At 68.5% G+C, this 12,769-nt stretch carries 12 protein-coding genes; 10 read left to right on the plus strand and 2 right to left on the minus strand.

Features of this window, described 5'->3' with window-relative positions; all coding sequences use genetic code 11:
* Window positions 1-22 precede the first annotated feature (22 nt).
* The 5 genes from KBO27_RS10015 to KBO27_RS10035 are packed head-to-tail and all read left to right on the plus strand — an operon-like array spanning window position 23 to window position 5,663.
* The gene (locus KBO27_RS10015; protein ID WP_210969668.1) at window positions 23-1,591 is read left to right on the plus strand and encodes a lipid II flippase MurJ; all 1,569 of its coding nucleotides are present in this window, start codon (window positions 23-25) and stop codon (window positions 1,589-1,591) included.
* Window positions 1,588-2,985: a hypothetical protein gene (locus KBO27_RS10020; protein ID WP_210969669.1), complete on the plus strand. Its 1,398-nt coding sequence runs from the start codon at window positions 1,588-1,590 to the stop codon at window positions 2,983-2,985. Before KBO27_RS10015 ends, KBO27_RS10020 begins: the two co-directional genes overlap by 4 nt.
* A gap of 43 nt (window positions 2,986-3,028) precedes the next feature.
* Window positions 3,029-3,616: a sugar transferase gene (locus KBO27_RS10025; RefSeq protein WP_307870322.1), complete on the plus strand. Its 588-nt coding sequence runs from the start codon at window positions 3,029-3,031 to the stop codon at window positions 3,614-3,616.
* Window positions 3,613-4,608, plus strand: coding sequence for a glycosyltransferase (locus tag KBO27_RS10030; protein WP_210969671.1), 996 nt, complete (start codon window positions 3,613-3,615; stop codon window positions 4,606-4,608). Before KBO27_RS10025 ends, KBO27_RS10030 begins: the two co-directional genes overlap by 4 nt.
* On the plus strand, window positions 4,605-5,663 hold the full coding sequence (locus KBO27_RS10035; protein WP_210969672.1) for a GNAT family N-acetyltransferase: 1,059 nt from the start codon (window positions 4,605-4,607) through the stop codon (window positions 5,661-5,663). The genes KBO27_RS10030 and KBO27_RS10035 overlap by 4 nt, the downstream gene beginning before the upstream one ends.
* A 70-nt stretch (window positions 5,664-5,733) precedes the next feature.
* On the opposite strand, the gene KBO27_RS10040 is transcribed toward KBO27_RS10035, so the two are convergent.
* Window positions 5,734-6,822, minus strand: coding sequence for a right-handed parallel beta-helix repeat-containing protein (locus tag KBO27_RS10040; protein WP_210969673.1), 1,089 nt, complete (start codon window positions 6,820-6,822; stop codon window positions 5,734-5,736).
* A gap of 136 nt (window positions 6,823-6,958) precedes the next feature.
* On the opposite strand from KBO27_RS10040, the gene KBO27_RS10045 reads away from it, so the two are divergent.
* The 5 genes from KBO27_RS10045 (at window position 6,959) to KBO27_RS10065 (ending at window position 11,697) form a co-directional block, all read left to right on the plus strand.
* A complete protein-coding gene (locus KBO27_RS10045; protein WP_210969674.1) occupies window positions 6,959-8,230 on the plus strand; it encodes a nucleotide sugar dehydrogenase in 1,272 nt (423 codons plus the stop codon).
* 42 nt (window positions 8,231-8,272) lie between these two features.
* A complete protein-coding gene (locus KBO27_RS10050; protein ID WP_210969675.1) occupies window positions 8,273-9,394 on the plus strand; it encodes a lipid II:glycine glycyltransferase FemX in 1,122 nt (373 codons plus the stop codon).
* Window positions 9,395-9,882: 488 nt separating this feature from the next.
* On the plus strand, window positions 9,883-10,284 hold the full coding sequence (locus tag KBO27_RS10055; RefSeq protein WP_210969676.1) for a hypothetical protein: 402 nt from the start codon (window positions 9,883-9,885) through the stop codon (window positions 10,282-10,284).
* Between the two features lie 84 nt (window positions 10,285-10,368).
* Window positions 10,369-10,725, plus strand: coding sequence for a peptidase inhibitor family I36 protein (locus KBO27_RS10060; RefSeq protein ID WP_210969677.1), 357 nt, complete (start codon window positions 10,369-10,371; stop codon window positions 10,723-10,725).
* Window positions 10,726-10,806: 81 nt separating this feature from the next.
* Window positions 10,807-11,697, plus strand: coding sequence for an oxidoreductase (locus KBO27_RS10065; RefSeq protein ID WP_210969678.1), 891 nt, complete (start codon window positions 10,807-10,809; stop codon window positions 11,695-11,697).
* A gap of 57 nt (window positions 11,698-11,754) precedes the next feature.
* Here KBO27_RS10065 and KBO27_RS10070 read toward each other — a convergent pair whose 3' ends face one another.
* Window positions 11,755-12,609: a VOC family protein gene (locus tag KBO27_RS10070; RefSeq protein ID WP_210969679.1), complete on the minus strand. Its 855-nt coding sequence runs from the start codon at window positions 12,607-12,609 to the stop codon at window positions 11,755-11,757.
* Window positions 12,610-12,769: the final 160 nt, after the last annotated feature.

A 12,769-nucleotide genomic window follows, 5' to 3' on the forward strand; every position in this document is an offset into this window, starting at 1 on the left:
CCCGCTTGGGCCATTCGTCACCGTGGCGGCGCGTCGTTCGGCCGTCGTCGCGAGCTGGACGTTGATCAGTCGGGCGACCGGGCTGGGCCGTGTGGTCGTGATAGGGGCGGTGCTCGGGCCGACCTTCTTCGCGAACACGTTCATCGCCACCAACGTCGTTCCCAACATCGTCTTCTCGGCCGTGGCGGGACAGGCGCTCGGGCTCGTGGTCGTGCCGGCCGTCGTGAGCGCGTCGTCGCGCGGGCCGCGCGGGCGTGCCGCGGAACTGCTCGGCGGTGTGGGAGCGTGTCTGCTCACGGCGGCCGGAGCGGTCACCGCGCTCCTGATCCTCGCCTCTCCTCTGTTGGCGTGGTCACTGACCTTCGGCATCGACGACCCTGTCGTCGGGCAGCAGGCTCAACGCACCGCAATGCTGCTGATCCTCCTGGTCAGCCCGCAGGTCGTGCTGTACACGCTGGCTGCCCTAGCGGCTGCCGCCCAGCAGGCACGGGAGCGGTTCGTCCTCGCCGCCGCCGCGCCGGCGGTGGAGAACGTCGTCCTGATCGTGATCGTTGTCCTCGCCGGTGTCACGTGGGGTACTGGTCAGGAGTTCGGTGGTGTCCCGCACGGTTTCCTCCTGACGCTCGGGTTGGGCAGCACAGCCGCCGTCCTCGTCCACACGGGACTGCAGCTGTACGGTGCCGCACGGTGCGGCCTGGCGATCCGGCCGTTTCGGAGGTGGTGGCGCGAACCCGGCACGGTGCGGGTCGCGCGGCGGCTTCGCGGCTCCCTCGCGGTACCCGCCGCACCGATGATCGGGATGTACGCGCTGCTCATGATCGCGGCGACGGTTCCCGGCGGTGTGGTCGTCGTCCAGCTCGCGTACGCCATCTTCCAGTTCCCGATCGCGTTGGGGGCTCGTGCCGTTTCGATCGCCGTGCTGCCCGACATGTCAGGCAGCTACGAACGTGGCGACCGCGCGGCCTTCGCCTCCTCATGGCGTCAGGCGCTGACCTATGCCACGGTGACCGGTTTGCCCGCGTTGGTGCTGCTCCTGGTGCTCGGTGAACCAGTGGCCCACGTGCTGGCGAGCGGCGAGATGCGGTCGCCCGATGTGATCGCGCGGTTCGCGGCGTGCATCACCGTCGTTGCGGTGGCGCAGCTCGCGGCCGGGATGCATCAGATCGGACGCCAGGGATTGTTCGCGCGCATCGATGTCCTCGGACCGAGGAACGCCAGCCTGGCACTGCTGATCGTGACTGCGACGATCGCCGCGTTGGCGCTGTTGGTCACGCCCGGAACAACGCGCCTGGTCATCCTGTGCGTCGCGTTGCTGCTCGGGGAGCTCGCGGGAGCGGTGATCACGCTCGTTCGGCTGTGGCACGCCATCCGGCCCGAGAGGTTCGCCGATGCGGCGCACATCGCGGTCGTCGTGATTGCTACGGCAGCGATGCTGCCCGTCGTCGGGGTCGGCTGGTGGCTGCTGGATTCCAGCGAACTCGGCACCGTCGCCGAGTTCGGCGTGCTCGCTGCGTGCGGACTGCTGTCCTTGGCCGCTTTCGCCGGAGCTGCACGTGCCAGGTTGCTCCACCTGTCGGGAGGTGCGACATGATCTCGTTGGTCCGCGACAGAACACCGCGAGCGGGCGTCGGCGACGGTCGACTGGTCGCGTTGGCCGTGGTCACGGCGGTCGTGTTCGGGGCGTTGTCGATCGTGGGCGGGTTGCTCGTGTTCGCGATGCTCGGGATCGTCGCGATCTTCGCCGTCTGCGCCTACCGCCCGGTGTTCGCTCCTTACATCTACCTCGCCACGTTGCCGTTCCTGGCCGGGATCGAACGCGGCGCGTTGGTGCCGATGGCACGTCCGAACGAAGCTCTGCTGGCCGTGCTGCTGGCGGGCGCTTGCTTCGGCGGTCTCCTGAGATACCTCCGCGGTGACGCCGTGCGACTGCGGCTGCGTCCGATGGACATGCCGCTGGCCGGCCTCGTGCTGCTGGCCACGGTGTGGCCGATCGCCTCCATGATGCTTCGCGGGCAGACACCGCTGGGCTCGGACTTCTCGGCCGTCCTGCCGATGTGCAAGCTCGCGGCGTTGTTCGTCCTGGTGCGCATGACCGTACGAACCGACGCGCAGCTGCTCCGGTGCGCGCGCCTGATCGTCTGGCCGGGTGCCGTCGTCGCCGTGGTGGCGATCCTGCAGACGCTCAACGTCGGTCCCGTGCTGGACCTGCTCGCCGGGTGGTGGTCCACGGACAGCGGGGGGCTCTCGTCGCGGGGCACGACGACACTCGGTTCGTCGATCGCCACCGGTGACTACGTCATCATGTGCTTGAGCCTGGTGATCTGCTGCTCGCTGCGCGGTCTGTTCGCCAGGCGGGAAGCGCTCGTCGCCGGCTTCGTCCTCGGAGCGGGAGTGCTGGCGGCCGGGCAGTTCTCCACGTGGATTGCGGCTGCGGTCGCGGTGGTGGTGATCCTTCGGCGGATCCCGCAGCTCCGGCGGCGCGCCGTGAGATTCCTGCCGGTGGTGGGGGTCGCCGTGCTGGTCGGCGCGCCCGCGTTCCTCGGCCGGATGTCGGACTTCTCGGAGGGCTTCCCCGTCCCGCGAAGCTGGTTGGGGCGCTGGGACAACATCACCCACTTCTACCTGCCCCGGCTCGACGATTTCGGCTTCGTGCTCGGCGTCTCCCCGGATTCGGTGCTCGTCGCTCCGGAGACCTGGCGCGAGCTGATCTACCTCGAGAGCGGGTACCTGCAGTTGCTGTGGGTGGGCGGTCTGCCGCTTCTCGCGGCGTTCGGATGGCTTTCGGTGGCGGTTCTGACCGCGACGTCGCGGTTGCGGGCGCGCCCGGACGCCACCGGCGCCTACGCGGCGGCTCTGGAGATCGCGTGGTGGGTGATCATCGTGCTCTCGATCATCGACATCCACCTGGTGCTGCGGGGGTCCGGCGACCTTCTCTTCGTGCTCCTCGCGGTGGTTTCGGGGAGGTGCACCCGTGAACGGTCGTGACCTACCGGCCCGAAGGCGATTCGATCCACCTCTGTGGACCGACGTGGTCCTGGCGATCGCGGCGCTGGGAGTGCTCGCACTACCGATGCTCGTCATCGGCGCGCTCGTGAGGCTGACGAGTCCCGGCCCCGCCCTGCTGCGGCAGCGCCGCGTCGGCCTCGCGGGTGAAGCGTTCACCCTCTACAAGTTCCGCACGATGCGCCTCGGCGGCAGCGACGCCGCGCACCGGGAGCTCATCGCTCGCGAGCTCCGGGGTGAAGACACCTCGATCGACGGAAGCTGCAAGCTCGACACCGATCCGAGGATCACCCGCTTTGGCTCGTGGCTGCGCAGGACCAGCCTGGACGAGCTCCCCCAGCTGATCAACGTGATCCGCGGAGAGATGGCGCTGGTCGGTCCGCGGCCCTGTCTGGAGTGGGAAGCGGAGATGTTCCCCGCGACCTACGCGGCGCGGTTCACCGTCCGGCCCGGCATGACCGGGCTCTGGCAGGTCAGCGGCAGGAGCACGATGGGGACTCTCCAGATGTTGCAGCTGGACCTCACCTACGTCCGGCAGCGCGGCTTCTGGAGCGATCTCGTGATCCTCGCCCGAACGGTGCCTTCGATGCTGCGCGGAGGTGGTTCGCGATGACCACGCTGTTCGTGGCGACGACCGGAGGTCACCTCGCCCAGTTGGACAGGCTGGCGCAACGCGTTCCCCCCGACGGCACCGCGCTGTGGGTGACCCCCGACTCCACGCAGGGCCGGTCCTTGCTGACCGACCGGGATGCCGAGTTCACCCACGTCGTCCCGGGCCGCAGCGTGTCGGGTGTGCTGCGGTGCCTGCCGATCGCCCACCGGATCTGGCGGGACCGGGAGGTGACGCGGGCCATCTCAACGGGTTCGGGAATCGCGCTGGGGTTCCTCCCGTACCTGGCGGCGCGCGGTGTCGAGTGCCACTACGTCGAGAGCGCGGCCAGAGTCACGAGTCCCTCGCTCACCGGGCGGATCATGCGGTGGGTACCCGGCGTGCGCTGCTACACGCAGTACCCAAGATGGGCATCGCGACACTGGCACTACGGGGGCAGCCAGTTCGACTGCTACGCACCGGCACCGGCGCACCGCGATCGCCGTGGTCCGATCCGGGTCCTGGTCACCGTGGGAACGTCGGCCTTCCCGTTCAGGCGCATGCTCGCCCAGCTCGTGCAGCTGCTCGCGCCGCGGGGTGCGCTGACCACCACCACGGGGCGGACCGTGGAGGTGCTGTGGCAAACGGGTTCCACGCCGGTCGACGGGTTGCCGATCGACGGGATCCCGTACCTGTCGGGGCCCGATCTGGACCACGCCCTGTCGGAGTCGGACATCGTGATCAGTCATGCCGGTACCGGGTCGGCGATGGCGGCGTTCGAAGCGGGACTGAAGCCCGCCCTGGTCACTCGCCTGCACGAGTACGGCGAAGCCAGCGACGACCATCAGGATCAGCTGGCCGAGGAGCTGCGGCGGCGTGGCTTGGCGTCGTACCGACCGAACGGGCCGGTCGACGTCGCGGAGCTGATCGCAAGCATGTCCTGGTCGGTTCGGCGCGTTGACGAACCGAGCCCGTTCAGCCTGATCCCGCAGCACGAAAGGGGTGGTCGGCGATGACGCTCGCTGCCGGCGAAGTCGTGCGGGTCGACCCGCGCCGCGATGACCGATGGAGGGAGTTGGCGCTGAGCGCGTCCGGAGGACCGTTCGTTTCTCCGCCGTGGATCCGAGCGCTGTGCGCGACCTACGGATTCACCCCGATGGCCAAGCTCGCGCTCGACGCTGCGGGAAACCCGGTCGCAGGACTGGCGTGGATCCCGGTGTCGGATGCTCGAGGACATCGGGTGTGCAGTCTCCCGTTCTCCGACTGGGCGGACCCGATCATGGCGGACGCAGCGACCTGGCACGCGCTGACCGACGATTTGCTCGCCCCGGGGAACCGCTTCAGCGTGCGGTGCTCGAAGGACTCGGTTCCCTTCGAGGACACCCGCCTCGAGGTGGTCGACGAGTCGGTACGACACGGTTGTCGTCTCGACGTCCCTGTGCAGGACCTGTACGAGCGTATCGGGGCCGCTGCCCGGCGCAGCATCACGAGGTCCGAGCGACGGGGCGTTCGGATCGAGATCGATACCGGTCTTCACGGTGTGCGGCAGTTCCATCAGATGCAGGTCGCGCTGCGCAAGGTCAAGTTCCGGATGTTGGCGCAGCCGGTCCAGTTCTTCGAACGGATCTGGGAGGCGTTCACCCCGGAGCAGGCCGTGATTTCGATGCTGGCGTACCTACCCGGCGGCACGGAGCCAGTGGCGGGTGTTGTGTTCCTGCGGTGGAACGATGTGCTGTACGCCAAGTTCATGGCGTCGTTGCCCGGATTCCTCGATGACAGGCCGAACGACGCACTGTACTGGGCGGGTATCCGTTGGGCGGCGCAGCAGGGGCTGCGGATGGTCGACTGGGGCATCAGCGGACTCGACCAGCCCGGTCTGCAGCGGTTCAAGCGCAAGTACTCCACGCACGAGTCGCGGGTCGTGACGCTGCGTTCCCGAGGGGAGCCCTCGCCCGCGGAGATCGAGGTCGGATCGACCTTGAACGCGATCACGCTGCTGCTCACCGAGGACTCTGTCCCGGACGAGGTCACGGCACGAGCCGGCGGCGTGCTGTACCACTACTTCTGCTAGGAGCGGCGACATGTCGTGCGATCATCGACGCGGTCTCGCCCGGGCGTTGTCGCCCGCGGGGCTGTCCGTGTCAGAAGCGCTGGTTTCCCTCGACGCGCAAGCCCGGCCGAGAGCTCTCGTCCACCTCGACCATCGGGTAGTCACCGCGGAATCGGTTGTGGACGACCGTCGCGGAAGTCGAACCGTTCGCGATGTACACCCCGTTGGCCAGATCCGGACCCGAGATCTCGTTGTCCCGCACCGTGATCTCGGGGAACCATCGGACGAGAACGGCCTGCGACCCCTCGACGGCACAGGTGTTGCCGACGAACCGCAGCGAGCGGGAGCGGCCGACGGCGTTGTTCTGCCCAGCCTCCTCCGCCGTGGCGATCAAGCATTGGTGATCGACGTTGTGGCAGGTGTTCCCGGAGATCTCCACGTCGCGCGTGGGCGGACTGGAGTTGTCGTAGGTCTGGAAGCAGTCGGTGTGCGGCGGGTCGGGGTATCCGTCGTCGGAGATGTCGTGAACCTTGTTGGCGCTGATCCGATGTCCGGTGCCGAAGAACCGGATCCCGTCGGCATCGTTCGACTCGCGCATGACCGAGCCGCTCACATCGTTGCCCAGCACGGAGATCCGCTCGCCCTCGATCCTGATCCCGGTGCCGTCCGCCTCGCGCACGACATTGTCCTCGATATCCGCGTCGGTGCACTGGCAGCCGATGCCGTCGTCGTGCGCGCGCAGCACTTCGTTCCCCCGCGCGGTGATGCCCGTCCCGGTGAGCGTCAGGCCGTCGCCGTCGGCGGTGGTGAAGCCGTCAACGACCACGTGGTCGCCCTCCACCGAGACCGAACCCACGGTGGTGTCCCGACCGACCAGCACGATCGGTTGCTCCGGAGTCCCCGACGCCGACGCCTCCAAGTCGGCGCCGCGGAGTCCGTCACCCGCGAAGCACAGCGTCTGCCCGGGCGCGGCCTGAGCGAGCAGAGCGCGAGCCTGCTCCTGATCGGTCGCGGTGTGCGTGCAGGTGACGGGGGGTGGGTCTCGCGGAGGCTCGGCCGCCGCGGCCGGAGCTCGCTCCGGCTGGGACGGCCCCTCGGGTTCGCCCCCACTACCGGTGCACGCGCCTGCGAACAGCGCCGCCGTGGTCCCCACGACCGCGATCACCATCTTGACGCTCATGGTTTCCCTCCCCGTCCGAAACCCGAGCGGTTGTTCTCCGAGGTTAGAGCCCGGCCCCGATTCATGCAGCGACGACGGGCCCACCCGCCGTGCTCGGAGCCGAGTACCGAGTCGCATCGCAGAGGAGATGGGTGAGATGCCAGACGAATCGTGTGGACGGCTCGTAGTGGTGGGCCAGGGATACGTGGGACTGCCGGTCGCCATCAGGGCGGTGGAAGTCGGTTTCGAGGTCGTCGGGTTCGATCTCGACAAGGACAGGGTGGAGCTGCTCAGGCGGGCCAGCACGTTCGTCGACGACGTGAGCGACGCCCAGATCGCACTCGCGCTCTCGTCCGGCCGGTACGTCGCCACCAGCGACCGCGATGAGCTGGCCGGGTTCGACGTCGCAGTCATCTGCGTGCCGACACCCCTGCGGGACGGGGCCCCGGACATCGGCTGCATCGAGGAGGCCGGGCGGGTGATCGCGCGCCACATCACTGCCGGGTGCTGCGTCGTGCTGGAGTCCACCACATACCCGGGAACCACCGAAGATGTATTGGTCCCGATCCTCGAAGCCGGTTCCGGACTCCGTGCCGGCACGGATTTCCACGTCGGATACAGCCCAGAACGCATCGACCCGAGCAACCGGACGTGGCAGTTCCAGAACACGCCGAAGATCGTCTCGGGCGTCGATGCCGAGTCGCTCGGAGTCGTGCGGGAGTTCTACGACTCGCTCGTCTCCCGCACGTTCGCGGTCCCCGGGACGCGGGAGGCCGAGCTCGCCAAACTGCTGGAGAACACCTTCCGCCACGTCAACATCGCCCTGATCAACGAGCTCGCGGTCTACACGCACGGACTGGGGGTCGATGTGTGGTCGGTGATCGACGCCGCCGCGACGAAGCCGTTCGGGTTCATGCGTTTCGAGCCCGGTCCCGGTGTCGGCGGCCACTGCCTGCCCATCGATCCGTCGTACTTGTCGTGGCAGGTGAAGCGGTCGCTCGGGCAGGCGTTCCGATTCGTCGACCTCGCCAACGCCGTCAACGACCACATGCCGGAACACGTCGTCACTCGTGCGGCCCAATGCCTCAACGCCCGCCGCAAGGCGGTCAACGGCAGCCGAATACTGCTCGTCGGCTTGGCCTACAAGTCGAACTCCGGGGACGCGCGCAACTCTCCGGCGGTCGCCGTAGCACGGCTCCTCGACAAGCTCGGCGCTCGCATCTCTGCGATCGACCCACTCGTCGACGAGGCCGCGGTACCTACGTACGTGGAGATGGTGGGCTGCGAGCGGGACCAGCTCGACGGTGCTGACCTGGTGATTGTGCTGACCGATCACGACGTCATCAACTGGGACCTGGTCGCTCAACGCAGCGACTGCGTGTTGGACACGCGCAACCGGCTGCGGTCCGGTAACGCGGAAAAGCTGTGACGGACGCCGGTGACCGGCTCCGCGTCGCGAAAGGGGCAGGACATGTCTTCGGGGAACTCGCTGACGATCGTGGACTCGGCTCGACCAGGACAGTCCTGGCTCCGGGCGTGGGACGAGCTCGTCGAGGCCACACCTGGTTGCGACGTCAGCCAGCTGAGCGCCTGGGGGCGCGTTCGCGCGGCGGCGGGCTACGCGCCCCACTACGTCTTGGTCACGCGCCAGGGCGAAGTCCTCGGTGGGGCGCAGGTCCTGGTCCGGCAGGTGCGTCCGCTCGGGACGCTCGGCTACGTGCCGTACGGGCCCGTGATCGCGACGGGCGTGCCTGATCGCGCGTGTGTGCGTGATGCGCTCGCCGGGGCGCTCGACGACCTCGCCAGGCATCGATTGCGGATGCTGTTCGTGCAGCCACCGGAAGGCGTCGACGACCTCAGCGGTGGGCTGATCGAGCGCGGGTTCCGCGCGTCCGACGCGCGCGTCGCCCCGCCGGGGTCGTTGCGCATCGATCTCAACCGCTCCGAGGATGCCTTGCGGTCCGAGTTCGGCAACAGCCGGCTGCGTCGGGACATCAGGAGGAGATCCTGGGAGAAAAAGGGGGTTCAGGTCGATCGTGGTGACGAACGGGGTGTGCCGGTGATGGCCGAGCTGCTCGCCCGGACCGGTGCCCATCACGGGTTCGAGCCATATTCCGAGGAGTACGTGGAAGCCCTGATGCGTGGGCTCGGCAGGAACGCCGTGCTGTGGATCGCCCGCTATCGCGGAACCCCCGTAGTCGCCCACCTCTACACCCTGTGCGGGGCCACGATGAGGTCGCGCCTGACCGGGTTCGACCGCACGGTGCCGAGCCCCAATGGGCTGCCCGGCATCCTGCACTGGGAAGCCATGATGTGGGCCAGGAGCCAGGGGTGTCGATGGTTCGACCTCGGGGGTCTGCCGGAGTCGGCGTTGCGGACGTTGCTGGACGACGTCGGTGATCGCTCGTCGTTGAGCAGCTACGAGCGATACAAGTGCGACTTCGGCGGCAGTCCCTACCGTTGTTCTCCCGCGGTTGAGTCCATCAGGCCGGCGGCGCTGCGCGGCGCCTACGACCTGGCGATGCGGACTGGCACCGGCACACGTCTGATCCGGGCAGCGCAGGGCCTGCTGCGTCGGGGCTGGTCGAGTTAACCGGATACCGGCCTCGACGCCTGGTCGACGGGTTCTCGAGCATGTTGGGCAGCACCATCCAGATACCGCTGTGGACCGAGCAGCGCCAACAGCACTAGCCGCCGACGACATTCGCGTCCTCCTCCCCCGGACCTCCACCCAAATACACCGCACGGCGTTCGCTGAGGGTCCACTTCCTCACCCTGTGCGCATGCGAGCGATGCGCAGGCGTTTCGCACGTGGGTTCGCCCTGAAAGCGGGCTGCCTGGTTGATGTTCGCGCTGGTTACCGGCTGTGAGTTCGGCCCTCGCGCGGTCTCGGCCGAGTGGCTTCACCGAAAACCAGGAATCTTTCGTCCGCTTGAGGGCAACCCTAGGCGAGCGTGCGACGTGAGATGGGTGTCGCGATGCCAAGGCCCGGACTTGCGGGCCACTGGGGGCCACAGCACCACTCCACGGGACACACCTGTGCGAACGCACGCCTGTGCGCACTGAAAACTGGGAGGAAGTATGTCGACGAACGCACTGCGCAGCAAGGGTTTCAAAGCCACTCTCGCGGTGGCCGGAGGACTGTTGCTGGCCGGATCGAGCATGGGCCTCGCCTCTGCCGAAACCGACCGGGAAGCCACTCAACGCGCCATGGCCGAAGCATGCGGGGACGGCTACCTGTGCGTCTGGCCCGAGGCCAGCGGGCACGGCGAGATGGTGAAGTTCTTCGAGTGCGGCGTGTACGACACGCCGTGGCCGGTCGGTTCCTGGATCAACAACCAGTACACCGGCCAGGTGGCCGAGTTCATCGGTCCCGACCCGGCGAACCCGAACGGCGAGTGGATCGTCCAGTACACCTCGACCGCACCCGAGTTCAGCGACGACAACAAGGGATTCGACACCCGCCGGGTGCATCCCTGCTGATGTGAGGAAAAGGGCCCGGCCACCGCTGTTCGCGCGGTGGTGGCCGGGCAGCACCAACTGGGGGAAACGATGTACGCAACAACCATGAGGAAGATCGCCGCAGCGGGCGCGGGTTCACTGCTCCTGCTGGGGGCCGGAGCCGGAGTCGCCTCCGCTGAGACGCAGGAGGAGGCCACCGCGCGCGCCAAGCTGGAGTGCGCCGAGGGCTACCTGTGCGTCTGGGACGACTTCAACTACACCGGTCAGCGGACCGACTTCTTCGAATGCTCGGATCTGCCCATCGATCTGCGCTACACCTTGGGCTCCTTCATGAACCGGCAGTACGCGGGGACCGTCGCGCACTTCTACGGCCCGGCGGGCGAGCACCAGTACTCGTCCACCGCTCCGGAGGACAGCCCCAACGACAAGGGTTTCGAGACCTGGGAGGTCGATCCCTGCTGACAGGGGGACGTCGGTGGCCACGGTTGCTTCACGCGGCCGTGGTCGTCGGCATGTCGCAGGATCGGTGGCACGATGGGCGGCATGACGCGATGGACCAGCGATCAGCTACCGAACCTGGCCGGCAAGACGGCCGTCATCACCGGCGCGAACAGCGGACTCGGCCTGGAAGCCGCGCAGGCGCTGGGCCGGGCGGGCGCGCACGTGGTGCTCGCCGTGCGCAACGTCGCCAAGGGTGAGCAGGCCGTCGGCAGCGTGCCCGGCTCGGCCGAGGTGCGTCGGCTCGACCTCGGCGACCTCGCCTCGGTGCGCGAGTTCGCCGAGACCTGGGACGGCGAGATCGCCATGCTCATCAACAACGCCGGGGTCATGTTCCCGCCCGAGGGACTCACCAGGGACGGCTTCGAGATCCAGTTCGGCACCAACCACCTCGGCCACTTCGCGCTGACCAACCTGCTGATCGACCACGTCACCGACCGCGTGGTCACCCTGTCGTCCAGCCTGCACCGGTCGGTGAAGGGGATCCGCTGGGAAGACCCGAACTTCACCGGTGCCTACGATCCGCAGAAGGCCTACGCCCAGTCGAAGCTGGCGAACCTGCTGTTCACCCTGGAGCTGCAGCGCCGGCTCTCCGAGGCGGGTTCGGCGGTCCGCGCCACGGCCGCGCACCCGGGCTACGCGGCGACGAACCTGCAGAGCCACGCGGGGAACTCGCTGCTGCGCCGGTTGATGGCCATCGGCAACCTCGTCATCGCGCAACCTGCGCAAGCGGGCGCGCTGCCGACGCTGTTCGCGGCCACCCAGGACATCCCGGGCGCCAGCTACGTGGGTCCGGACGGCCCGTTCGAGCTGCGCGGCTCCCCCACCCTGGTCGGACGCACCCAGGCGGCCAGCGATCCCGAAGCGGCCCAACGGTTGTGGACCCTCTCCGAGCACCTCACCGGGATCACGTTCCCGATGACCGAGAAGCCCTGACGTCCACACCGGACTCCTGCTCGGGCGGGGCCGCTCGCGCGCCCCTCCTCGAGCGGATCATCGCGTGGTGATGGTCAGCGGCAGGCCGTGCGGGTCGATGAGCAGCGGCTCCGGTCCTGGTCGCAGCACCGCACCCGCACCGGCGGCGGTCATCGCTCCCACGGCTCCGCGCGCTTCGGCCACGCCGAGCCCGACGGCGCGCAGCCCGTGCCGGGACTGCCCCGCCGACCACGGGCTGGGCGCGGTCTCGCGGCGGAAGGTGAACAGCTCCAGCACGGCGTCGCCGAGTCGCAGGTTGGTGATGACGAACCCGCGTGGGTCATCGGAGCGGATGAGCTTGCCGATCACCTTCGCGCCGAGGGTGCGGACGTAGAAGTCGAGCGCTTCTTGCAGGTCCGGGGCGGTGACGGCGATGTGGTCGAAGACCGGTCCTGCCTCGCGCGGCCTGTTGTGGTGCGCGGCGAGGTCTTCGGCGGCCAGCTCGGGCGAGTAGGTCTCGTCGTGGCGCACGGCGCCCTCGACGAGTTCCAGCAGCGTCCCGTCGGGGTCGGTGAAGAAGGTGATGCGCACGTTGCCGTGGGCGTCCTTGGGGTGCGTGGTGAACTCGACGCCGGCTTCGCGGAGCCGGGCCGCCTGGGCGTCGACGTCGCCGACCTTCATGCCCACGTGCCGCATCCCGCACTGCAGGTCGTCGGGCGCCCAGCCGCCGAGGTCGCCCTCGCCGATCTCGACGAGCTTGATCCACGCGGGCCCGGCGTCGAGCCAGCTGACACCGGATTCCCGTGCGGTTTCGGTGAATCCCAGAAGTCCGGTGTAGAACTCCTGGGAGCGCGCCAGGTTCCGGCAGCCGATCTCGACGTGCCGGATCGTGGCGGTGGCCGCGCTCGGGTCGGCGGAATGGTTCGCGGTCATCGCCCCTCCGGCGAGTCGTTCCGGACGCCGCTGGTGGTCGCGATCCGGTGATCGTGCGTGATCACGATGCTGCCACCGCTCTTGAGCTCAGGGCAACGGATTGTCCAGGACACGAACCGAACCCTGTCCGGTTCGTGTCCTGGACGAAGTGGTGCCCGCC

The sequence above is a fragment of the Saccharopolyspora endophytica genome (genome assembly GCF_018070075.1).
GTDB lineage: Bacteria > Actinomycetota > Actinomycetes > Mycobacteriales > Pseudonocardiaceae > Saccharopolyspora > Saccharopolyspora endophytica.